A 24,058-nucleotide genomic window follows, 5' to 3' on the forward strand; every position below is an offset into this window, starting at 1 on the left:
TGACTGATATTGCTGACTAAAGCCAAATGTGTCGTTAACTATAGGGTCGGAGTGTGCCTGCGCGACGGCGGATAGCGGTTCTTACTGCGGCAAAGTGTTGCAAAATGTCAGGCGGAAAGTCACACAGGCGCCGCAGCCCGACGCCCCGGTCACTGTCGTATAAACTGTTATATAAAAAAAGCACAGATCTGTTTCTGATATGCTTGACTGTTATCTGTTGTAATAGCTAACAGATGACAGTGAGGTAACAAATGGACGCTATTAAACAAATCCTGATTGACGAGATCGCCCTGCTTAACCGCGAAGAACGTCGCGACAATTTGCCGCGTTTCAGCCTCTCGTTTCTGAAGAACCACCCTGGTCTCTGGGCAGTAATGTACCTCTGCTACGGCCTGTGCGTGGCGCTGATTTTCACCACCGAGATGCTCGGCTGGCCCGCCTTCTGGTTTGCCACCGTGTTTGTGCTGGTGATGAGTGTGCTGATGCTGCTGGATATCAACCCGAAATATCGCTTTGAAGATATCGATGCCCTCGATCTGCGTGTTTGCTACAACGGCGAGTGGTATTACATTCAGCCGGTGCGCGAACAGGCAATCTCACGCATTCTGTCGCTGCCTGAGACACCAGAACGCGTGAAGAGCGGTATCCAGCGTCTGCTGACGCAAAAAGGGGAAGTCGACTTCTATGATGTCTACTACCTGACCTGGGGCCATCAGGAAGCGGCGCGGGTTTAATCCGCCTGCCCTTCCGCCATCAGCTGACCCAGCTTCACGATTGCCGCCTCGGCCCGACTATCCCACGGCCAGGCGGTATTTAACCTGAAGCAGTGCCTGAACTGCTCACCTGCCGAAAATAGCTGCCCCGGTGCAATACTGATCCCCTGAGCCAGCGCCCGCTGATAGAGCCGGGTCGTATTGATGCTTTCTGGCAGCGTCACCCAGAGAAAATAGCCGCCGCGCGCTTCGCTGACCGTGGCCTGCGGCGGCAGCACCTTCATTAACGCCTGGCGCACCATCTGCTGTCGCTTCGCCAGAATCTGTCGCAGCCGCTTCAGATGGGTGTCGTAACGCCGCGTGGCAAGAAAATCGGCCAGCGCCAGCTGCATCGGCGCACTGGTAGAGAGCGTGCTCATCAGTTGCAGCCGCTGAATACGCTGCGCATGTTGTCCCGCCGCGACCCAGCCGACGCGGAATCCTGCCACCAGCGACTTTGAAAATGAGCCGCAGTGCAGCACGTTCCCCTGGCGATCCCAGGCTTTCGCCGGCAGCGGCGGCGCATCACCCGCCCAGAGTTCGGCATAGACATCATCTTCAATCATCGGCACCTGATAACGCGCCAGCAGTGCGACCAGCTGCTGTTTGCGTTCCGGCGTTAAGGTTACGCTCAGCGGATTCTGCAGGGTGGTCATCAGCCAGCAGGCTTTCACCGGCCAGCGCTGCAGTGCCTCCTCCAGCTGGACGAGGTCGATGCCATTTCTGGCATCGACCGGGATCGCCAGCGCCTTGAGCTTAAGCCGCTCTATCGCCTGCAGCGCGCCATAAAAACTCGGCTGTTCAATCACCACATAATCGCCCGGCTCGGTCAGGGATTGCAGACTGAGGTTCAGCGCCTCCAGCGCCCCGCTGGTGATGACAATTTCATCCGGCGACAGGGTGATACCCTGACGCGCATAGCGCTGCGCCAGCAGCTGTCGCAGCGTGGCGTTGCCGGGCGGCAGATTGTGCAGCGCATCGGTTGGGGTCAGATGATGAGAGACGTTAGCCAGCGAGCGCATCAGCTGGCGCTGCGGAAAGAGTGCGGGATCGGGAAAGGCGGAGCCAAACGGCACGATGGCCGGATCGCGCGTGGCCTGCAGCACATCAAACACAAAGTCGTTGATATCGACCTGTTCGCTGATCGCCACGCTCAGCGGTGCGGGTGCTAAGGCACGCGGTGCAACGTAGTAACCCGACTGTGGACGGGAGACGATCCAGCCCTGACTCTCCAGCAACTCATAGGCATGCAGCACCGTCATCAGGCTGACACCCTGCTGCGCGACCTGCTGACGCAACGACGGCAGACGTGTGCCTGGCAGCCAGATACCGGCCTCTATCTGCTGCTGAATCTCATCCATCAATCGCTGGTATTTCGCCACGGGTGACCGCTCCTTGTTTTACCGTGAATAGTCTGACCGCGAGACTTTACCACGCACGGCGACCAATGACAGGCGGCGCGAATCGCTTTATCCGATTGCGCTGATTCTTCACGGCTTCAGGCAGGTCAGATCACAGCGACCTGCGGCGTCAGCGGCTGCCCGGCTTCGGCTTCGGCTTCGGCTTCGGCATTAAGACTCACTTCCGCAATCGCCTCTTCAATCTCTGCCACCACATAATCAGCCAGCTCCGGCACCCGCTCCGGGGGAACCGGCTTGCCCAGCAGATAGCCCTGCAGCGTATTACAGCCCAGGCTGGTCAGGAAGGCCTGCTGCACAGCGGTTTCAACGCCTTCGGCCACCACTTTCAATTGCAGCGACTGCGCCAGCGCCACTATCGCCGACACGATGGTGGCATCTTCTGTGTGATGCTGCAGCTCGTTCACAAAGGCCCGGTCAATCTTGAGTTCACTGGCCGGTAGCCGTTTCAGATAGAGCAGGCTGGAGTAGCCAGTGCCAAAGTCATCAATTGAAGCTTTAACCCCGAGGTGGGTCAGCTCAGTCAGAATGCGCACGCTCTCATCGGGATCGCGCATCGCGGTGGTTTCCGTCACCTCCAGCGTCAGCAATTCGGCCGGAATCTGATGTTTTTCCAGCGCATCCACCACCGTCTTCACCAGATTCGATTGCTCAAACTGCAACGCCGACAGGTTCACCGCCACCGACCAGTGCGGATGGCCCTGCAGATGCCACTGGCGCAGCTGGCGACAGGCTTCATGGATTACCCAGTTGCCGATATTGACAATCATTCCGGTCTTTTCTGCCATTGGCAGAAATTTATCGGGCGACAGCAGGCCGCGCTGCGGATGCTGCCAGCGCAGCAGCGCCTCAAAACCGAGAATCGGACCGCTCGGCGCGCAATATTTTGGCTGATAGAACAGGCGCAGTTCATCATGATCCAGCGCCTGCCAGAGATCGTTATTCAGCTGAAGCTGGCTCTGGGCCTGAATGTTCATAGAAGGCTGAAAGAAGGTGTAGCCGTTACGGCCATTATTTTTAGTGTGGTACATCGCCGCATCGGCGTTGAACATCAGTTCGCGCTCATCCACGCCATCGCCGGGATAGACCGCGATGCCAAGACTCAGCGATACCACCAGCTCATAGCGTGAGATATCAAACGGACGATCCACCGCTTTGACCAGCTTATCGGCGATGGCCGCCGCATCATTGGGATCGTCGATCTCCACCAGCAGCACAAACTCATCACCGCCGAGCCGCGCCAGCGTGAAGTAGCCGGTCATCTGCTCGCTCATGCGCTCGGTCACGCCGACCAGCAGACTGTCGCCAATGTGGTGCCCGAACGCGTCGTTGACCGCCTTAAACCCATCGAGGTCCATAAACATCAGGGCAAACTGCCTCTGCTCACGGTTCGCTTTGTTAATCGCCTGCTCCAGCCGATCCTCCAGCAGGATGCGGTTGGGCAGCCGCGTCAGGTTGTCGTGCAGCGCCAGCTGTGCCAGCTCGCGATTGGCTTCAGCCAGCGAACTGGCGAGAATCGAGGTACGCGCCTGCATCCGAGCATCCAGCATCGACACCAGTAAGGTAATGCCCAGAATCGAAATAGTGACCACCGTGACCAGAATCGCCAGCCAGTTGCTGTTGACGCCCTGCCCGACCGGATGACTGTGGACGGGAAACTCTGCCGCCATCATGCCGGTGTAGTGCATGCCGGCAATCGCACAGCCCATCACCACCGATGCGCCAATGCGCAGCAGGGTGACCCGACTGGTCTGTCCTTCCCGCAGGTTAAACGCCAGCCACAGCGCGGTGCCAGAGGCGGCCAGGGCGATCGCCACCGACAGCGCCACCCAGCCCCATTTCCAGACGATACCGGGGGAGAACATCAGCGCCGCCATGCCGGTGTAGTGCATCGCGACTACGCCGCTGCCGAGGATCAGCGCGCCGCCCGCCAGGCGCGGCAAAGGCAGATCGCCATTGCAGACCAGCCACAGCGCAAATATCGACGCACAGACAGCAATGGCCGCAGAGAAGGCGGTGAGCCCGGCGTTGTAGCTCATCACCATCTCCATATTCATCGACAGCATGCCGATAAAGTGCATCGCCCAGATGCCGATGCCCATGGAAAAACCGCCGCCGAACAGCCAGACCAGCGCAACTTTGCCGGTTGAATGCACCACCCGTCCCGCCATATCTAAGGCGGTGAACGAAGCCAGCATCGCGACAAGAACGGAGACGATGACGATAAAAGAGTCGTATGAGGTCGCTAACATAGTGCATTCCCGCGAAAGCAGAGCTTGTGGTTGGGCAGAGGGTTTTAAAATTATTCTCTTAGTTATCGGCACAGCCCGGCGGTTAATGAGCCGCGAACCCTGCATCCTTCCACTCATTCTGAGTGATGAAATCTATCGTTGCTATCAACACAGTCAGCCGGACAGTGACGCCACCGGCTGTCGCAGTGAGGGAAAACTCAGCGCCTCAACCCGGTCCGCTGGCGTCGGCTTGCCCAGCAGATAGCCCTGCAACGCATCAAAGCCTAAGCTGTTGAGCAAATGCTGCTGCTCTTCAGTCTCAACCCCTTCCGCCACCATGCGCAGATTGAGGCTCTGCGCCAGGGTCAGCATGGCGCTGACCACGGTCGCATCTTCACTGCCGGGCCGCAGACAGTTGATAAAGCTGCGATCAATTTTGAGTTCACTGGCATCCAGATCTTTGAGATGCAGCAGGTTGGCATAACCGATGCCGAAGTTATCAATCGCGACGCTGACACCCACCTGCTGCAATTCACGAATGCGCTGCTGGCTGAAAGCGGGATCGCGCATGGCAATCGCTTCAGTGATCTCCAGCATCAGCGCGCTGCCTGGCAGCTGGTAACGCGCCAGGGTCTGCGTCAGGATAGTCAGCAAATCACGCTGGTGAAACTGCAACGCGGAGAGATTCACCGATACCGTCCAGTCACTGTGGCCCTGGCTGTGCCATATCCTGAGCTGACGGCAGGCCTCCCCGATCACCCAGTTACCCAGCGCAATAATCTGACCGGTTTTTTCGGCGCGCGGCAGAAACAGCTCAGGCGTCAGTAAACCGCGCTGCGGATGCTGCCAGCGCAACAACGCCTCGAATCCCATTAACCTGGTGCCGCCGGAACAGAATTTCGGCTGATAGAACAGCCGCATCTGCTCGCGCTCTATCGCCTCCCACAGATCGTTCGCCAGCTCCAGCTGATGCTGCGTCGCGGCGCTCATGGCCGGTTCAAACAGGCACCAGCCGTTTCGTCCGCTGTGTTTGGTGTGATACATCGCCGCATCAGCATTAAACAATAGCTCCTGCCGGTTACGACCGTGCAGCGGAAAGATCGCAATGCCCGCGCTGAGTGAAACGTGCAGCACATAGCGGTCAAGTTCAAACGGCGAACTGATAACTTTAACCAGTTTTTGCGCCAGCTGGCGGGCTGCGCTGATATCGCACTCAGCCATCAGCACAAATTCATCGCCTCCCAGACGCACCAGCAGCATCGTGTTGCTGAGCTGGCTACAAAGCCGTTCCGCCACTGCCACCAGCAACCGGTCACCGACGTGATGTCCCCATGTGTCATTGACCGCTTTAAAGCCATCGAGATCCATATAGATCACGGCAAAGCGATGCTCATTAAGCATCGCCTGTTTAATGGCGAGATCGAGCTGCTGCTCCAGCATTACACGATTGGGCAGCGTGGTCAGGTTGTCATGCATCGCCAGCTGACGCAATTCCTGGTTAGCGCGATTGAGGCGGGTCGCCAGACGCGCGGCGCGCAGCTGCGCATCCAGCATCGAACTCAGCAGAGTGATACCCAGAATAGTCAGGGTAATCAGCGTTACCCACACCGCCAGGCCCGCATTACTGACGCCGTGCGGCTGCATCATACTGCTGTGGCTGAACTCTGCTGCCGCCATACCTACATAGTGCATACCGGCGATGGCGATGCCCATGACCAGAGAGGCCAGCCCGCGCATCAGCATCAGATGATGATCGCCCTGGCGCAGATGAAAGGCCAGCCACAGCGCCAGGCCAGAGGCCGCAAACGCAATCAGCACAGAGAGCGCCACCAGCAGCGCATTCCACTCCGGTTGCGGTTCAATCAGCAGGGCATACATACCAAGATAGTGCATGACCACCACACCCGCGCCCAGGATCAGCGTGCCGCGCAGCAGCCGCTGTCGGGTGAGATGCAGGCCACCCACCGTCTGGCCAAAAGCCAGCACAGACGCCAGGATCGCCACCAGCAGCGAGAGGATCGTCAGCCGCGTGTCATAGCGCATCATCATCGGCATCATCATCGCCAGCATCCCGATAAAGTGCATTGCCCAGACGCCAATCCCCATTGCGATGCCGCCCACCAACAGCCAGAACCGGGCGCTCCAGCCACGGGATACCGCTACCCGTCCGGCAGTATCCAGGGCTGTAAAAGAGGCAATGAACACCACGATCAGCGAAACGCAGATCAGGACGCTATCCCAGGTGACAGGCAACATGTGTAACTCCTCACCACCCGCGGAGAAACGGGTGCTGTGTACAGTCTGATAAGTGATCTGAAAACACCCGATGGGTGAAAGTGATAAAATTTCGGTATTTTCTGGTCCTGAAGGTCAGGCAAAACGCGCCCGCCGACGCTGGCCATTTATAACCTGCATCTTATTAACCGCCCCCAGAGCAAGCCGGTAAACCGTTATTATGTCTGATTGGTACAGGAACATATCACCGAAGCAGAAAGCATGCCAGATACCGAAAAAACAAAGAATTTTGTTTTATCGCCTCGTCTTCGCGCCTTGCTGTTACTGGGTTATCGGCCGGGGTGACGTTTTGATTAATCAAAAATAAATAGCAAGGCTTCGCGTAACGCTTTAACTGATCTATAGTAAGTAAAACTGATATAAATCAGCATTCTTAAGTCTAAGATTTTTCTTAAGATAGCGGCACTGCCTACCTTGTTATTTTATTTCCTTTATTTTGGGTTGAATCGTTAATAAACACCGGGTGAAAAAGCACTGACTCTGGATAATCCGTAAGGAAATATTATGAAACTCAAGCTTTTTCTGTTTGCCGCTGCAGGATTAACTGTCGCTATTCCGTCATTAACCCAGGCGGCGACGACCTCGGGAACCATCAATGCCACGTTAACCCTGACCACCGGTTGTCTGGTGAACGGCCAGTCGGCTACGGCGGGCGTTAACTTCGGTACCCTGAACTTTGGTAGCAGCGCAGCCACTTTCGATACCCTGAACGCCACACTGGTCGGTGCGGCTGGTAACGGTATTTTTGTGCGCTGCACCACTGGTCAGGATTACAACGTGGTGGTCACCAGCAGCAATACTGCACCGGCGACCATCTACGGCACCGCCTCTGCATCGCCGCGTTATCTGGTACTGGGATCGGATAATGCACAGGGCATTGCCTATACCCTCTACAGTGACGCCTCCTTTACCACGGCGATCGCCAACAATACGCCTATCGCCGCCAGCGGTACCACCGATCCGACGCTGGGGACCAACTACGCCATCTATGGCCGGGTGGTCGGCGGCGGCTTCAATCCCCTGATCCCTGCCGGAACCTATACCGACACGATTAACGTTGCCGTGAACTATTAACTGCTGTCGCAGGTAAATACGGGTGGTTCTCTGGCGATCCTGTCTGACGATCGCATGCGGTCTGCCCCTGCTGACAGGGAGTATCAGCGCCTGGAGTCTGCCAACCAGCACCTTCCAGGTTACCGCGTCGATTGTGGCAGGCTGCGTGATATCCGGTACCAATACCGGCGTCTTTGGCACGCTTAATTTCGGCACGCAGTCTGGCGTGGCGGCGAGTACCGTCAACGCCAGCTATCTGCAGAGCACCTCGATTAATCTCGCCTGTACACCGGGCACAACGCTGAGCATGAGCATTAATCAGGGCAACAATTTCACCACGACCCGTAACCTGAAGCTGCCCAATTTCAGCAACACCGTTCCCTACACGCTCTTTAGCAACGCCAGCCGCACCACTGTGATCCCGGTGAACCAGGCGGTGCCGCTGAGTTATAGCAATGCCAATAACATTACGCTGCCGATCTACGGTCAGCTACAACTGCCCGGCACTGCGCGCGCCGGCGTTTATACCGACACGCTGACCGTCACCCTGAGCTGGTGAGGTGATAGAAAACAAGGATATGATCATGAAGCCACTGCGCGCCCTGTTGCTGCTGCTAAGTTCCACCCTGCTCTCCCCGGCCTTCGCCGCGAATTCGGTCATGATCTGGCCCATCGATCCCGCCATTAATCCTGAAGAGAAAGCCAGCGAACTCTGGCTGGAGAATCGCGGTAACAGCACCACCATGATGCAGATCCGCGTCTTCAGCTGGCAGCAGAACAATGGCCAGGAGCAGTATCAGACTCAGCAGCAGGTGGTCGCCAGCCCGCCGATGGTGCGGATGGAGCCAGGCCAGAAACAGCTGGTCAGGCTGATTAAACAGACGCCGCCTGCGGCCGGTAAAGAGCTGGCCTATCGGGTGGTGCTGGATGAGATCCCGACCCCGCGAAATCCCGGCGAGAATCAGGCCGGGCTGACCTTCCAGATGCGCTATTCGGTGCCGCTGTTTGTTTACGGTACCGGGCTGAACACAGACAGCGCTCGCCCGGCTCTGCGCTGGCAACAGGTCAGCGAGGGCGGCAGGCGCTGGCTCCAGTTAACCAACAGCGGCAGCGGTCACGCCCGGTTAAGCAATGTGGCGATTGGCGGTCGCAAACTGGGCGAAGGCTTGTACGGCTATGTGCTGGCTGACAGCTATCACCGCTGGCCGCTCACCTCGCCGGTGAGCGGCGAACTCACCGCAGAGGTTAACAAGAGCCAGTGGCGTAGCGCTGCCCAGAAGTAAGCGCTGAATGAGACCGTTTTCCCTGCATCCCTGCGCGCTGGCCAGCGTTATTTACGCTTTTACGCCGGATCCTGTGCTGGCGGAGACTTACTCATCCCTGCCCCCGCCGCCCAGCCTGCAGACCAGCAGCAACGGTCAGCAATATATGCTGGAGCTGGTGATTAACCAGCAGGAGAACGGCAATATTGTGCCGGCAGAGCAGCGCGACGGTCATTTCTGGATTCGCAGTGGCGATCTGCAGCGTGCCGGCCTGCCAGCGGATAAGCTGGGCCAGCAGCCGCAGGTCGATGTCAGCAGCCTGCAACCCATCAAAGTAGAGTATGACGCTGCGCGACAGCGTCTGCTGCTGACCGTACCGCCTGAGTGGCTGCCCGGTCAGGTGATTGGCGAGGCGAAGAACGGACCGCGCTATCCAGGCCGTACCAGCAGCGGCGCGCTGATTAATTATGATCTTTACGCCAGCCGCACGGATAACAGTGGCTCCCGCCTGTCCGCCTGGAACGAACTGCGGCTGTTTGGTGATGCCGGTCATTTCTCCACTAACGGCGTATGGCAACAGCAGCTGGAAGGCAGTACGACTTATCAGGATGATGGCTATATCCGCTACGACACCTGGTGGAGCAATGAAGATGAGAATGCGGCGGTAAGCTGGCGGGTCGGCGATCTGGTCACCGACTCGCTGGCCTGGAGCAGCAGCGTGCGGCTCGGTGGCATCCGCGTCGGTCGTGACTTCAGCGTCCGTCCCGATCTGGTGACCTATCCGCTGCCCGCCTTTTCCGGTCAGGCCGCCGTGCCTTCCACCGTCGATCTCTTTATCAACGGCTATCGCTCCAGCCAGGCGAACGTGCAGCCTGGCCCCTGGTCGATGACCAATGTGCCATTCGTTAACGGCGCGGGTGACGCCGTGATCACTACCACCGATGCGGTTGGCCGCCGTGTCACCACCACCATGCCGTTTTACGTCTCCAGTAACCTGCTGAAATCGGGGCTGTCGGACTACGCCTTCTCTGCCGGGGCAATCCGCGAAAACTACGGCATAAAGAACTTCGATTATGGTGAGGCAGCGGCCAGCGGCTCTTATCGTTACGGTATGACCGACTGGCTGACGCTGGAGAGCCACGCCGAAGGCAGCGAAACGCTGGCGATGGGCGGGCTGGGTGGTCAGCTGCGCGTCGGCAGCTGGGGCGTGGTCAACGGCGCGGTGGCGCAAAGTCAGCTCGATGGCGAGAGCGGCAGGCAATATAGCTGGGGATATCAGTACAACAACCGCTGGTTCAACATCGGCACTCAACAGACCCAGCGCAGCAGCGACTTCGGCAATCTGGCGCTGGTCGGCAGCCGAGCCGGTAGCCAGGCGGATAGCCGCTACGCACTCTCACGCCGCAGTGCTCAGTACAGCGCCAGCGTCTCGCTGAACCGCTTTGGCAGCGTCGGTGCTGCCTTCATCGACATCACCGACGGTCAGGGCGACCGCACCCGGCTGTGGAACCTCTCATGGAGTAAAAATCTGTGGGGTAACAGCAGTCTGTATGTCTCGGCCAGCCGCGATCAGCAGGAGAAAAGCTGGACCGGGGCGATTTCGCTGGTGATCCCATTTGGCGAACAGGGCAGCGTTGCCCTCAGCAACGAACGCGACCAGCGTGGCCGCGACAGTCAGCGCGTTTATGCCTCACGCGCCATGCCCAGCGACGGCGGGTTCGCCTGGGATGCCTCCTGGGCGAATCAGAGCGGAGACAGCGGCGATTATCGTCAGGGCAGTCTGCGCTATCGCAACAACCAGATTGATACCTCGGCGGGCTTCTATGGCGATGATGATAACCTCACCCAGTGGGCCGATCTCTCGGGTGCGCTGGTGTTAATGGACAACAGCGTCTTTGCCGCTAACGAGATCAACGACGCCTTTGTGCTGGTGAAGACCAACTATCCCGACGTTAACGTGCGCTACGAGAATCAGTCGATGGGACGCACCAATCAACAGGGTTATCTGCTGGTGCCCGCCATCAGCAGCTACTACCCGGCCAAATATGATATCGACACCCTCGACCTGCCGGCAGATATGACCACGCCACGGGTTGAGCAGCGCTTTGCGGTGAAACGCCAGAGCGGCTATCTGCTCAACTTCCCGGTGGAGAAACTGCGCTCAGCCAGCGTAATCCTGGTCGATGCGCAGGGCCAGCCGCTGCCGGTATCAAGCCTGGTGCAGCGTCCCGATCATCCCACAGAGTATGTCGGCTGGGATGGCATCGTCTGGATGGAAGATCTCGCCGCCAGTAACCCGATGCAGGTGGTGACGCCCGATGGCCGCCAGTGCGAAACCGAACTGCGCATCGCCAGCGGTCAGCCGCAGGCGCTGAAAACTTACGGCCCCCTGACCTGTGCGCTGCCCGCCCCTGCCGCAGGCAGCGCCCCCTCTCCCGCTGAATCATTTACGTCCGGAAACCGACCATGATGAAATCTGTAATACTGGCTGGCCTGCTGCTGTTACTGCCGTCGCTGGGCTACGCCGCCTGCGCCCTGCCCGCCTCGACCGCCAGTTTCGGTTCAGTCACAACCTTTGTGGCTAACACCACCGTCAGTTCCACCACCACGAATGCCAACGTCAACTGTGGCGCGGGTGCCGGGCTGTCGCTGCTGGGCAATAACCAGATCACCTTTCAGCTGACGGGCGCGACCAATAGCAACGGCACGCGCGGCACACTGAAACGCAGCGGTGATACCGGCAGCGATAATGTGCCGGTGCGGCTCTGCACCGACACGGCCTGCGCTACCGAACTGACGATTGGCGGCACGCCATTTGTCTATGGTTCGCAGACCCTGATCAACCTGGCGGGGTTGCTGGGCAGCCTTAACTTCGCCATCCCGGTCTATCTGCGCACCGTTCCCGGTCAGGTGGTCGCCGCCGGGACGTACCAGCTGACGCTGAATATGGCCGTGACTTATCGCATCTGCACCAGCGTTGCGATTGGCAATGTCTGTTTAAGCGAGCAGAACGGCAGCGGTGTCATCCCGATTAATATCACCGCCATTCTTACCAATGACTGCACCACCATTACCGCGCCGAATATCAGCTTTGGCAGCGCGCCGCTGGTCGGCAGCTTCTCCGCCGTGTCACAGACCATCAATGTGTTGTGCAGCAAAGGCAGCACCTATACCGTCGGGCTGAGCAATGGCAGTTATCCGGTGGGCAGCGTCAGGAATATGGCGAGCGGCGCGAATCGGCTGAGCTATGAAATTTATAAAAGTACCACCAGTAATCGCTGGGGATCGGCAGGCACTGAACGCTGGAGCAGTACCACCTCGACGGCGGTATCCACGGATGGACTGACGCGCGGTTTTAACTACACCGCGCGCATCCTGACCACGCAGAACACGCCGCCAGCCGGAAACTACAGCGACAGCGTGGTGGTCGATTTGTCGTTTTAGAGTGAAGCACTGACCGGCGTGCCGCTGTGACGGGTCTGATACTGCTTCACCATCCGGCCAATCAGCAACGTGCCGATTAACCCACAGACTGCGGCAAAGGTCAGCCAGACGCCCGGCATCGCTTTGTCACCGGTGGCATGGATCAGGTAGCTGGAGATGGCAGGCGTAAAGCCGCCAAACAGCGCCGTCGCCAGGCTGTAAGCCATGGAGAAACCGGCAGCGCGCACTTCAGCAGGCATGATCTCCGCCAGATAGACCACCATCGCACCGTTATAGCTGGCATAGAGAAACGACAGCCACAGTTCCGCTTCCAGCAGGTGGGCGAAGCTGGCCGATCCCACCAGCCAGTGCAGCACCGGCCAGGTGGTAACAATCATCAGCAGGGTAAAAATGATCAGCAGCGGACGGCGTCCGACGCGGTCCGACAACGCCCCCATCAGCGGCAGCCAGATGAGGTTTGAGACACCGACACAGAGCGTCACCAGGAACGCCTGCTTGTCACTCATCATCAACACCGTTTTACCAAAGGTCGGGGTAAAGGCGGTGATCATGTAGAACATTACCGTGGTGGTGACCACCATCAGCATCCCCGCCAGCACCAGCGCCCAGTTGCTGGCGACAGACCGCATGATTTCCGTCATGCTGGGATGATGTTTACGTTTGCTGAACGCCTCGGTCTCTTCCAGCATCCGGCGGATATAGAACAGGAACGGCACAATCAGACAGCCGACCACAAACGGGATACGCCAGCCCCACTCCGTCACCGCCTCTTTCGCCAGCAGATGATTCAGCATCAGACCCAGCAGAGCAGCAAAGATGACCGCAATCTGCTGGCTGCCCGACTGCCAGCTGACGAAAAAGCCTTTGCGTCCTTTGGGCGCGACTTCGGCCAGATAGACCGATACGCCACCCAGCTCCACGCCCGCCGAGAAGCCCTGCAACAGCCGTCCCAGCAGGATCAGAATCGGCGCTGCCACGCCCAGGGTGGCGTAGCCCGGCACCAGCGCGATAGTCAGGGTGCCCATCGCCATTAAGCCCAGCGTCAGCAACAGCCCTTTACGACGACCATGATGGTCGATGTAGGCACCGAGGATGATCGCCCCCAGCGGGCGCATCAGGAAGCCGGCACCAAAAGTCATCAGGGTCAGCATCAGGGAGGCAAACGGGTCATCGCCGGGAAAGAAGGTTTTTGAAATGGCAGTGGCGTAGTAGCCAAATACCATAAAATCGTACATCTCCAGGAAGTTACCACTGGTGACGGTGAAGATGGTTCGGGCGGCACTTTTCGGCGGCTTTTGTAAAGAGGGGGTGTGACTCATAACGGCTTCCTGTTGTTTTTTAGCCGTTTTAGCCTGCCTGATGCGGGATTAATGTGACCTGGCTCACCATTGCACTTTACAAATCTATGTACATAAGTAACAACCAATTAACAATTCAGCTCAGGCAGCATAAGTGATTACCCTGGCCCTGATTTACCTGATTTTATAGGGCTGGAGAGCAGCCATAAAAAAAGGCGACCTGAACAGTCGCCTTTTTCCTGAGCCGGATAACCCGCTATTTCTTCACGGTTTCCATGCCCATCAGACCAATTTTCAGATAGCCCGCCGTGCGTAGCTTATCCATCACGCTCATCAGCGTTTCATAATCGACTGACTTATCCGCCTGGAAGAAAATGGTGGTCTCTTTATTGCCCTGGGTCTGGTTAGTCAGCACGTTAACCAGCGACTCCGGCGTGACCTGATCGTTACCGACGTAAAGCTGCTTATCCGCTTTAATCGACAGGTAAACCGGCTTTTCCGGACGCGGCTGCGGCGCGCTGGTTGAGGCGGGCAGATTGACGCGTACGTCGACCGTGGCCAGCGGCGCGGCCACCATAAAGATGATCAGCAGAACCAGCATGACGTCGATAAACGGCGTCACGTTGATCTCATGCATTTCACCATCCGTTTCCAGATCGTCGTTTAATCGCATTGCCATAAGAACTTACCCTAAGCGCAGTTTCTGAGCCGTCGCAGGACGCGGAACATCAGTGGCGACGGTGCCCAGATCGATATCACGGCTCTGCAGCAGCATCACCTGAGCGGCGACATCACCCAGCGAGGCTTTGTAGTTGGCGATCATGCGGGCAAAGACGTTGTAGATCACCACCGCCGGAATCGCAGCGATCAGGCCAATCGCGGTTGCCAGCAGCGCTTCGGCGATACCCGGTGCAACAACCGCCAGGTTCGTCGTCTGGGTTTTAGCGATGCCGATAAAGCTGTTCATGATGCCCCATACGGTGCCGAACAGGCCGATAAACGGCGCAACCGAACCGATGGTCGCCAGGAAGCCATTGCCCCGGCCTGCATGGCGGCTGAACGCAGCGACGCGGCGCTCAAGGCGGAAACTGGTGCGATCTTTAATCCCGTTGGTATCTTCCACGCCAGCCGACAGTTCGAGTTCATTCTGCGCATCATTCAGCAGCACCACACTGTGGCTGTGGCCGGTAAACGACTGGGCAATGCGGGCGGCGTCATTCAGATTGCGGGCTTCGCCCAGCGCCAGATGCTCGCGCTTCAGGCGGCGCTTAGCGGCGCTGAGTTCGGCATATTTGCCGAAGAAGATCGCCCAGGTCACCACTGAGGCCAATAACAGGCCAATCATGACCACCTTTACCACGATATCGGCATGTTGATACATGCCCCAAACGGAGAGGTCCGTTTGCATCAAATCACTGGCTACCACGCTGCTTCTCCAACTTCTGATTCAGGGATGCGAGACAAGCGCGAATAATAGCAAAACGACGGCGAATTGATAGTAGTTCTCATTAGTATTTACAAAGCTGATCGACGCCATTTACCCGCAATTGACCAGGTTTAAACACTTTTGACAAGGATGTTTCGAAAATGTGAAGTTGCATGAAAATTTATTAAAACATCGTTTCAAAATGTGATGGCATTCATTCAATCAGCATTGCCGCATTTTACTGGCGCGCGTTTTCACTATGCTGGCTCCACACGGTTATCTCCGGTTAGCCCCCGACGCCGGACGCCGTCCTACCTCAGCGGGAGACAAAATAATGAGAATGACGAAAACATGCCTGGCCAGTGCCCTGGCGGCGATGATGATGAGCGCCACCGCCACGGCACAGGTGATCAAAGTGGCTGAAGTCCAGCCTGCCGGTTATCCGACCGTGGTCGCGCTGCAGCACATGGGCGACAAACTCAAACAGGCCACCGATGGACGGCTGGAGATGAAGCTCTTCGCCGGTGGCGTGCTGGGGGACGAAGATCAGACGCTGCAACAGGTGCAGCTGGGCGCAATCGACATGATCCGTGTGTCGCTGGCGCCAGTCACCTCGATCGCCCCGGAAACCAGCGTGCTGACCCTGCCCTACATTTTCCGCGACATTGACCACATGCACAAAGTGCTGGATGGCGAGATAGGCCGCGAGATTGCCGACAAATTCGATAAAGATCCCAACGCCCGCATGGTGTTCCTGGGCTGGACCGATGCCGGTGAGCGCAACATGATCACCAAGAAGCCGCTGGCAAAACCGGAAGATCTGAAAGGCATGAAGATCCGGGTGCAGAACAGCGCCATCTCATTGGCGACCCTGAAAGCGATGGGCGCGAATCCGGTGGCGATGGGCGTCAGTGAAGTGTTCAGTGCGATGCAGACCGGCGTGGTCGATGGCACCGAGAACAACCCACCGACCTTTGTCGCCCATAACTATATGCCGGTGGCGAAGTACTACACCCTCAGCGGCCACTTTATCCAGCCAGAGATGATCCTGTTTTCAAAACGCGCCTGGGATCGCCTGAAACCTGAGGATCAGGCGCTGCTGAAGAAGCTCGGCAAAGAGGCGCAGGATGAAGAGCGCCAGCTCTGGGCGACCTATACCGAAGAGTCGATCGCCAAAATGAAGGCGGGTGGCGTCACCTTCCAGCAGACCGACCGCGACTACTTCGTCCAAGCGACCCAGCCGGTGCGCGATCAGTTTGGCGGCAAATATCAGGATCTGATGACCCGGATCGCTGAGGTGAAATAACCCTTCCGCGCCACACTGCCGTGTGGCGTGCTTAATCAGGTATCAATTATGGCCGCTTATACACGTCTGATGGATGGGCTCTATCTGCTGTGCATGCTGATTGCCGCCGTGGCACTGATGATTATGGTGACGGTGATCCCGATCGGGATCTTCGCCCGCTACGTGATGAACGGCGCGCTCTCCTGGCCGGAACCGGTGGCCATTATCTGCATGATCATTTTTACGTTTATTGGCGCACCGGTCGGACTGCGGGCCGGAACGCATATCTGCGTTTCCATGGTCACCGATCGCCTGTCACCCGCCCGGCAGCGCCTGATGCTGCGCGTCAGCGATCTGCTGATGATCATCACCTGTCTGGTGATCTTTCAGGCCAGTTACAGCCTGTGCGAAGCGATGTGGGTGCAGACGCTCGCTTCATTACCGGCAGTGACTTACGGTGAGATGTATCTGCCGATCCCGATTGGCGCGATCTTCACCCTGCTGTTTGTTGTTGAGCGATTGCTGACCGGCGATCAGAGCCAGCGGCCGATTGTCACGCTGGGCGGCACCCACTAACGCGGAGCAGAAAAATGGATGCATTGATCTTGATAGGCAGTTTGCTGGTGTTGCTGATGGTGGGTTTTCCGGTCGCCTTTGCGGTGGGGCTGAGCGCCTTTATTGGCGCCTGGTGGATCGATCTGCCGCTGGAAGCGGTGGTGATTCAGGTGACCAACGGCATTAACAAATTTTCGCTGCTGACTATCCCGTTCTTTATTCTCGCGGGTGCGATTATGGCGGAGGGGGGGATTGCCCGGCGGCTGGTCAACTTCGCCTATATCTTTGTTGGTTTTATCCGCGGTGGCCTGTCGCTGGTGAACATTGTCGCCTCAACCTTCTTCGGCGCGATTTCCGGTTCATCGGTGGCGGATACCGCCTCGATTGGCTCGGTGATGATTCCGCAGATGGAGGAGAAAGGCTATCCGCGTGATTTCGCTGCCGCAGTAACGGCGAGCGGCTCAGTGCAGGCGGTGCTGACGCCACCCAGCCACAACTCGGTGATCTATTCGCTGGCGACCGGTGGGCTGGTAACTATCTCTTCCCTGTTCGTGGCGGGTATCCTGCCTGGCCTGATGCTGGGTGGCTGCCTGATGGTAATGTGCCTCGGCTTTGCCCATAAACGCGGCTATCCCAAAGGGGAACGTATTCCGTTTCGTCAGGCGCTGAAAATCTTCTTCGACGCGTTCTGGGGCCTGTTTACCGTGGTGATTATTATGGGTGGCATTCTCTCCGGTATTTTTACCGCCTCGGAGTCCGCCGCGATTGCCTGTATCTGGGCCTTTTTCGTCACCATGTTTATTTATCGCGACTTTAAATGGAACCAGCTGCATATCCTGCTGTTCCGCACCATTAAGACTGTCACCATCGTGATGGTGCTGATCGCCTTTGCCGCCGGATTTGGCGCAGTGATGACCTTCATGCAACTGCCAACGATTATCACCGAGGCATTCACCAGCCTCTCCGATAACAAATATGTGATCCTGATGTGTATCAACATCCTGCTGCTGGTGGTGGGGACGCTGATGGATATGGCGCCGCTGATCCTGATCCTGACGCCGGTGCTGTTGCCGGTCGCTACCGCGCTTGGCGTCGATCCGGTTCACTTCGGCATGATCATGCTGACCAACCTCGGGATCGGCCTGATCACCCCGCCGGTCGGTACAGTACTGTTTGTCGCCAGTGCGGTCAGTAAGCAGAAAATCGAGCAGGTGGTCAGAGCCATGCTGCCGTTTTACGGCATGCTGTTTATCGTGCTGATGCTGATTACCTATATTCCGGCTATCTCCCTCTGGTTACCGCGCCTGATGGGCGTGATGTAGCGTCGGCAAAATCGGGTCCGGTAGCGGACCCGATTTTCATCCTGCGAAGCACTCTGATAATCACCATTGAGTCTCAACCCTGCTGGTCGTTTCGTGGTAACGTGAGGGCTTAGTCAGAAGCGGCAAAGGCGACTCATGACCACCAGAAAAATTGATACCACGCTCGTCAGTGCAGGACGCAGCAAGCGTTATACCCAGGGCTCGGTGAACAGTGTGATTCAACGGGCCTCCTCGCTGGTTTTTGATACGGTCGCGGAGAAGAAACGTGCCACTGCCGGTCGGGCAAAAGGCGAGCTCTTTTATGGCCGTCGTGGCACCCTGACGCACTTTGCACTGCAGGATGCGATGACGGAGCTGGAAGGCGGCGCAGGCTGTGTGCTCTACCCCTGCGGCGCGGCTGCCGTGGCGAACGCGATTCTGGCGTTTGTCGAGGCGGGCGACCACGTGCTGATGAGTGGCGCAGTCTATGAACCGACCCAGGATTTCTGTACTAAGATCCTGACTAAGCTGCAGGTTTCAACGGGCTGGTTCGATCACTGTATCGGCAGTGAAATCGGTGAGCTGGTGCAGCCCAATACCCGGGTCGTTTTCCTGGAATCACCGGCCTCTATCACGATGGAAGTTCAGGATATTCCGGCGATTGTGGCGGCGGTTCGCGCCAAAGCGCCCGAGGCGATCATCATGATCGACAACACCTGGGCGGCCGGTATTTTATTTGATGCGCTGGCGCACGGCATCGATATTTCGATTCAGGCGGGCACCAAATATCTGATTGGTCACAGCGATGCGATGATCGGCACGGCGGTCGCCAATGCGCGCTGTATCGATCAGCTGCGCGAGAACTCCTATCTGATGGGTCAGATGGTCGATGCCGACACAGCCTACATGGCGAGTCGGGGTCTGCGCACGCTGGGCACCCGTCTGCGTCAGCATGAAGAGAGCGCGATTCAGGTGGCAGAGTGGCTGGCCGCGCGTCCCGAAGTGGCGCGGGTTAATCACCCGGCGCTGGCGCAGAGCAAAGGTCATCAGTTCTGGCAGCGTGATTTTAACGGTAGCAGCGGCCTGTTCTCTTTTATCCTGCAGGAAAAACTCAGCGCGCCCCAGCTGGCGGAATATCTCGATCACTTCCATCATTTCAGCATGGCGTACTCCTGGGGCGGCTATGAATCGCTGATCCTGGCGAATCAGCCGGAAGAGCTGGCCGCGATTCGTCCGGCGGGTGGAGTCGATTTCACCGGTACGCTGGTGCGAGTGCATATTGGTCTGGAGCACGTTGACGATCTGCTGGCTGACCTGGACGCCGGTTTTGCGCGCCTGACGCGTTAATAAATTCAGGCAAAAGTTAAACAGACGCTAAACAGAAGATGAACCGGGTAGCGGCCACCCGCAGAGTTTGCCGGGCTGCTGCTCATTTATTGTTAAAATTTATCCCAGACCGTTCAGGTCATCAGTGAGGTCGCTGCATTTATTGCGCAGCGCCGCGACCGATTGCCTGAATGCAGACGGATAGTTCCTTGTGACGTGATGGAATAGCAAATGGGTGTTTTACACGAGATTGTCCACGCGCTCTGGCATCAGGATTTTGCCGCGCTGGCAAATCCGGATGTGGTGTGGGTGGTGTACGGCGTGATGTTCCTGACGCTGTTTCTGGAAAATGGGCTGTTACCCGCCTCTTTCCTGCCGGGCGACAGCCTGCTGCTGCTGGCGGGTGCGATGGTGGCAAAAGGGGTAATGGATTTTGTGCCGACAATGGTGATCCTCACCACCGCCGCCAGCCTGGGCTGCTGGCTGAGCTATCTGCAGGGTCGCTGGCTGGGGAATACCCGGCTGGTGAAGAGCTGGCTGATGCATCTGCCCGCGCAGTATCACCAGCGCGCGTGGAATATGTTTAACCGTCACGGCCTGATGGCGCTGCTGGTCGGCCGTTTTCTGGCCTTCATCCGGACGATCCTGCCGACCATGGCGGGCATTGCGGGCTTGCAGAATGGTCGCTTTCAGCTATTCAACTGGCTCAGCGGCGTGCTGTGGGTCGGCATCGTCGTGACGTTTGGCTATGGCATCAGCCAGGTGCCGTTCATCAAGCGTCATGAAGATCAGGTGATGGCGATCCTGATGATACTGCCGATGGTGTTGCTGTTTCTCGGGCTGTTCGGCAGCATTCTGGTTATCTGGAAAAAGCGTCGGCAGAAACAGGCCTGACGTCAGCGCATAGCATCAGGATCCGCCGCCACTCAGGCGGACGGATCCGCTACCGTCTGCCGCACACGATTCACCTCTTCCCCTGGCGTCACGCCAAAATAGCGCTTAAATTCCCGCGAAAACTGTGAGGGACTTTCATAGCCAACCCGCACCGCCGCCGCACTCGCTTTCAGTCCATCGTGCAGCATCAGCAATCGCGCCTGATGCAGGCGATATCGCTTGAGATACTGCAGGGGCGACGTCTGCGTGACCGCTTTAAAGTTATGATGAAAGGCTGAAACGCTCATGTTCACTTCCGCCGCCAGCGCATCGACGCTGAGGTTTTCCGCATAGTGATTCTCAATCCGTCGCAGGGCACGCGCGATCAGGCTGAATTGCGTCTGTCGGCTCACCAGTGAGAGCAGCGCACCACCAATCGGGCCAGTCAGCACGTAGTAGATAATCTCCCGCACGATGTGCGGCCCCAGCACCCGCGCATCGCGTGGCTGGGTCATCACATCAAGCAGCCGCTCAGCGGCACACAGCATCGGTTCCGTCAGCCACGCCGAGTGGATCCCCGAGGTCTGCGGCTGCGGCTGGAACTGATCGTCATCGCCGATTTCAATCAGCAGATCCTGCAGGCTGGCGGTATCGACATTAAGACACAGCCCGGCAATCGGCACCTCTGGCGAGGCCCAGGTTTCGCACTCCACCGGCAGCGGCACCGTGAGCATCAGGTACTTGCTGGCGTCATACTGAAACACCGTGCTGCCGAGATAGCCGGTTTTGCTACCCTGAAACAGGATCACAATGCCGGGCTGATACATCATCGGCGTACGGGGACGATATTGATTAGCGTAAATCAGCGACACATTTTCGACCGGACAAAGACGGTCGTGACCATGGGTCATTAATGTTACGACCTGCTGCGCCAGCCGGTGACACAGGGCATCGTGCGCCATAGCGACTCCTTTTACGGGCAAAAAGCCAGTGTGCCGTGCGAATGCCTGAATCACCAGCAGCCTGGAGAATCAGGCAAGAAATTTACCGGATCGGGCATGGCGACAGAACCGCTGTTTTTGCCTCAGCTAAGCAGGCTGAGAATTGTTGGCTAGACTTAAGCACAGTGAAATCTCACGGATTAACCGCAACGGAAAGGAGCAACTATGGCAGACCAACCCATTATCAAACTGCGCGATGGCAATATGATGCCGCAACTCGGACTCGGTGTGTGGCAGGCCAGCATTGAAGATGCACGTCATGCGGTGCTGAAAGCGCTGGAGGTCGGCTATCGCTCAATCGATACCGCCGCCGCCTATAAGAATGAAGAGGCGATTGGCCAGGCACTGCAGGAAACTGACGTGCCGCGTGAAGAGATTTTCGTGACCACCAAACTCTGGAACGACGATCAGCAGAACGTTCAGCAGGCGATGGAAACCAGCCTGGAGAAACTGAAACTGGAGCAGGTTGATCTCTATCTGATGCACTGGCCGTGCCCGGAAAAAGACAATTATGTCGATGCCTGGAAGAAGATGATTGAACTGCAGCAGCAGGGGCTGACTAAAAGTATCGGCGTCTGTAACTTCCATGAGGCGCATCTGAAGCGACTGCTGGATGAAACCGGTGTCACGCCGGTGGTGAACCAGATTGAGCTGCACCCGATGCTACAGCAGCGCACGCTGCATGCGTGGAACGCACTGCATCAGATCCAGACCGAATCCTGGAGTCCGCTGGCGCAGGGCGGCAAAGGGGTCTTCGATCAGGAGATCATCAAGTCGCTGGCGAAGAAATATGGCAAGACGCCGGCACAGATCGTGATCCGCTGGCATCTGGATAGCGGCCTGGTGGTGATTCCGAAGTCGGTGACACCAGCCCGCATTGAAGAAAACTTTAAGGTGTTCGACTTCCGTCTGGACAAGCATGAAGTGAGCGATATTGCGAAGCTGGACAGCGGCAATCGTCTGGGGCCGGATCCGGAAACCTTTAACTAAGGCTGGGCGTCACCAGGTGAGCTCACCTTATCTGCCCTGCGGCTGGGGCAGATAACGATTAACGCGGTCAGGCGGGCTCTTCCTGCCTGACCGCGCTGTTATGCGCTGGGCTGCACCACCAGCTGACCGGCAGTGCCGCGGTCGGCCAGTTCCAGCGTCTGACTGTAGTAGACGAACGGGAAGTGATCTGACGAACTTTGCGGGAAAGTGACCATCAGTTCCACGCTGCCATCGACCCACACCGTATCTTTCCAGCCACGATCTTCGCCCATCGGCTGCGCACCATTCACACTTTTAATCAGGAACATCACGCCCTGGATATGCAGCGACTGTGGCCGGTCAGCATGCAGGATCCAGCGCTCAAAGGTGCCCTGCTGTGCCGTGGTGTCAATGCGGCTCATATCCCAGATCGCGCCGTTAATGCCCGGCATGCTGTCACCGATGCGGAATTCACGGGTGCGAACCGCCACGCCATCCAGAATCTGATCGGCCAGCAGCCGCATCGGCAGATTATCCGTCACCAGCGGTAGCAAGCCGGTTGGCCGCAGCGTCAGGATCAGGGTTGACGTCAGAATGGAGGATGGCTCAAAGAAGCCGCGCAGCCGATCCATAATGCCCGCCGCCGTACCTGCGGTAATCGACACTTCATCGCCCTGCGACATATCCACCAGCACTTCGCGGCGTTCTCCCGGCGCCAGTGACAGGCGCTGCACCGCGACCGGCGCAGGCAGATAGCCCTGATCGCTGGCGATGACCATAAACGGGCGATTGTCGCTGAGCACCATCTCATAGCGGCGCGCATTCGAGGCGTTCAGCAGACGCAGACGCACCCAGCCGCGTGACACCTCCACAAACGGATTGCGTACGCCATTCACCAGCAGCGTGTCGCCCAGGAAACCACCATCCTGCGGCGGGTCATAGACCGGCGTGGCAAAGTTATCGAGCCGCTTGTCCTGAATGATAATCGGGAAGTCATCGACGCCGTAATGCTTCGGCAACGGCAGCTGCCTGCCAATATCATCTTCCACCAGCCACATCCCCGCCAGTCCGTTATAGATGTGCGGAGCCATGCGGTTCGGCGTGTTGGCGTGATACCAGCAGGTTGAGGCCGCCTGACGAATCGGCAGCACCGGCGACCAGTCGACACCGGCTGACATCATACGCGGCGCGCCACCCATCAGCGCGCCCGGCAACTGCAGGCCGCTGATAGTCATGGAGACCGGCTCGTTCAGACGGTTGCTGTAGATCAGCTTAACGTCATCGCCGCTGTAAACCCGGACGGTCGGGCCAAGATAGAGGCCATTAATGCCCCACACCGGCACTTTGTTGTTGTCGCCATTAAAAGACCAGTGGCTGCGCTGCATTGTCAGGAACAGCGGCTGGCCGCGACGGGATTCCAGCAACGGCGGAACCGGAAGTGGCGTGTCGCCATTAGCTGAAGAAGCGGCACGCGCCGCATGAGGTAGTACACTGGCGCTAAGCGCCGCTCCGGCAGAAAGCTGGATGAACTGACGTCTGCTGAAAGACATAAAACTTCTGACCCTTTAC

The 24,058-nt window shown here is 57.8% G+C and carries 20 protein-coding genes; 12 read left to right on the forward strand and 8 right to left on the reverse strand.

All coding sequences use genetic code 11. From position 1 onward, the window contains the following. Positions 1-251 precede the first annotated feature (251 nt). Positions 252-734, forward strand: a complete 483-nt coding sequence (locus tag HFD95_RS14780; protein ID WP_010249002.1) for a YlaC family protein — start codon at positions 252-254, stop codon at positions 732-734. Here the strand turns inward: HFD95_RS14780 and HFD95_RS14785 are convergent. From HFD95_RS14785 to HFD95_RS14795, 3 genes are all read right to left on the reverse strand, one after another. Next, positions 731-2,134, reverse strand: coding sequence for a PLP-dependent aminotransferase family protein (locus tag HFD95_RS14785; protein ID WP_010249003.1), 1,404 nt, complete (start codon positions 2,132-2,134; stop codon positions 731-733). The two genes, HFD95_RS14780 and HFD95_RS14785, sit on opposite strands and share 4 nt — an antisense overlap. Positions 2,135-2,259: 125 nt before the next feature. Next, positions 2,260-4,422 (reverse strand): bifunctional diguanylate cyclase/phosphodiesterase, encoded by a 2,163-nt coding sequence (locus HFD95_RS14790; protein WP_167430413.1) that lies wholly within the window; start codon positions 4,420-4,422, stop codon positions 2,260-2,262. A 153-nt stretch (positions 4,423-4,575) separates the two neighbouring features. Next, positions 4,576-6,657, reverse strand: coding sequence for a bifunctional diguanylate cyclase/phosphodiesterase (locus HFD95_RS14795; RefSeq protein ID WP_167430414.1), 2,082 nt, complete (start codon positions 6,655-6,657; stop codon positions 4,576-4,578). A 543-nt stretch (positions 6,658-7,200) separates the two neighbouring features. On the opposite strand from HFD95_RS14795, the gene HFD95_RS14800 reads away from it, so the two are divergent. From HFD95_RS14800 to HFD95_RS14820, 5 genes are read left to right on the forward strand one after another with little or no spacing between them, the layout of a single operon-like run. Then, positions 7,201-7,770, forward strand: coding sequence for a spore coat protein U domain-containing protein (locus HFD95_RS14800; protein ID WP_010249006.1), 570 nt, complete (start codon positions 7,201-7,203; stop codon positions 7,768-7,770). A 22-nt stretch (positions 7,771-7,792) separates the two neighbouring features. Next, positions 7,793-8,308, forward strand: coding sequence for a spore coat U domain-containing protein (locus HFD95_RS14805; protein ID WP_159226994.1), 516 nt, complete (start codon positions 7,793-7,795; stop codon positions 8,306-8,308). Between the two features lie 25 nt (positions 8,309-8,333). Then, positions 8,334-9,032, forward strand: a complete 699-nt coding sequence (locus tag HFD95_RS14810) for a molecular chaperone (protein ID WP_010671112.1) — start codon at positions 8,334-8,336, stop codon at positions 9,030-9,032. A 7-nt stretch (positions 9,033-9,039) separates the two neighbouring features. After that, positions 9,040-11,481 carry a fimbria/pilus outer membrane usher protein gene (locus tag HFD95_RS14815; protein ID WP_167430415.1) on the forward strand — a complete coding sequence of 814 codons (2,442 nt, stop codon included), beginning with the start codon at positions 9,040-9,042 and terminating at the stop codon, positions 11,479-11,481. Continuing rightward, the gene (locus HFD95_RS14820; RefSeq protein WP_010671114.1) at positions 11,478-12,455 is read left to right on the forward strand and encodes a spore coat U domain-containing protein; all 978 of its coding nucleotides are present in this window, start codon (positions 11,478-11,480) and stop codon (positions 12,453-12,455) included. Before HFD95_RS14815 ends, HFD95_RS14820 begins: the two co-directional genes overlap by 4 nt. Here the strand turns inward: HFD95_RS14820 and HFD95_RS14825 are convergent. The 3 genes from HFD95_RS14825 to exbB form a co-directional block, all read right to left on the reverse strand. Then, positions 12,452-13,774: an MFS transporter gene (locus tag HFD95_RS14825; RefSeq protein WP_033758824.1), complete on the reverse strand. Its 1,323-nt coding sequence runs from the start codon at positions 13,772-13,774 to the stop codon at positions 12,452-12,454. The two genes, HFD95_RS14820 and HFD95_RS14825, sit on opposite strands and share 4 nt — an antisense overlap. Positions 13,775-14,009: 235 nt before the next feature. Next, positions 14,010-14,432 (reverse strand): TonB system transport protein ExbD, encoded by a 423-nt coding sequence (gene exbD / locus HFD95_RS14830; protein WP_010249013.1) that lies wholly within the window; start codon positions 14,430-14,432, stop codon positions 14,010-14,012. A gap of 6 nt (positions 14,433-14,438) precedes the next feature. Continuing rightward, positions 14,439-15,161, reverse strand: a complete 723-nt coding sequence (gene exbB, locus HFD95_RS14835) for a tol-pal system-associated acyl-CoA thioesterase (protein WP_022623877.1) — start codon at positions 15,159-15,161, stop codon at positions 14,439-14,441. A gap of 352 nt (positions 15,162-15,513) precedes the next feature. Between exbB and HFD95_RS14840 the strand changes: the two genes are divergently transcribed. The 5 genes from HFD95_RS14840 to HFD95_RS14860 all read left to right on the forward strand — a co-directional run bounded on the left by HFD95_RS14840 (position 15,514) and on the right by HFD95_RS14860 (position 20,540). Next, complete coding sequence (locus HFD95_RS14840; protein WP_167430416.1) at positions 15,514-16,485, forward strand: TRAP transporter substrate-binding protein; 972 nt, start codon at positions 15,514-15,516, stop codon at positions 16,483-16,485. Between the two features lie 48 nt (positions 16,486-16,533). Continuing rightward, a complete protein-coding gene (locus tag HFD95_RS14845) occupies positions 16,534-17,040 on the forward strand; it encodes a TRAP transporter small permease (protein ID WP_010671117.1) in 507 nt (168 codons plus the stop codon). Positions 17,041-17,054: 14 nt separating this feature from the next. Continuing rightward, positions 17,055-18,341 (forward strand): TRAP transporter large permease, encoded by a 1,287-nt coding sequence (locus HFD95_RS14850; protein ID WP_010249018.1) that lies wholly within the window; start codon positions 17,055-17,057, stop codon positions 18,339-18,341. A gap of 135 nt (positions 18,342-18,476) precedes the next feature. Next, the gene (gene metC, locus HFD95_RS14855) at positions 18,477-19,667 is read left to right on the forward strand and encodes a cystathionine beta-lyase (RefSeq protein ID WP_167430417.1); all 1,191 of its coding nucleotides are present in this window, start codon (positions 18,477-18,479) and stop codon (positions 19,665-19,667) included. A 210-nt stretch (positions 19,668-19,877) separates the two neighbouring features. Beyond that, entirely contained in the window at positions 19,878-20,540 is a 663-nt protein-coding gene (locus HFD95_RS14860; RefSeq protein WP_010249020.1) for a DedA family protein, read from the forward strand. A gap of 32 nt (positions 20,541-20,572) precedes the next feature. Here HFD95_RS14860 and HFD95_RS14865 read toward each other — a convergent pair whose 3' ends face one another. Beyond that, complete coding sequence (locus tag HFD95_RS14865) at positions 20,573-21,481, reverse strand: AraC family transcriptional regulator (protein ID WP_010249021.1); 909 nt, start codon at positions 21,479-21,481, stop codon at positions 20,573-20,575. Between the two features lie 204 nt (positions 21,482-21,685). Between HFD95_RS14865 and dkgA the strand changes: the two genes are divergently transcribed. After that, positions 21,686-22,510 carry a 2,5-didehydrogluconate reductase DkgA gene (gene dkgA / locus HFD95_RS14870; RefSeq protein ID WP_010249022.1) on the forward strand — a complete coding sequence of 275 codons (825 nt, stop codon included), beginning with the start codon at positions 21,686-21,688 and terminating at the stop codon, positions 22,508-22,510. Positions 22,511-22,608: 98 nt separating this feature from the next. Here the strand turns inward: dkgA and ftsP are convergent, their stop codons facing one another. After that, positions 22,609-24,039, reverse strand: coding sequence for a cell division protein FtsP (gene ftsP, locus HFD95_RS14875; protein WP_010249023.1), 1,431 nt, complete (start codon positions 24,037-24,039; stop codon positions 22,609-22,611). Between the last annotated feature and the right edge of the window lie 19 nt (positions 24,040-24,058).

The organism is Pantoea sp. EKM10T (genome assembly GCF_011800685.1).
Classification (GTDB): Bacteria; Pseudomonadota; Gammaproteobacteria; order Enterobacterales; family Enterobacteriaceae; genus Pantoea; species Pantoea agglomerans.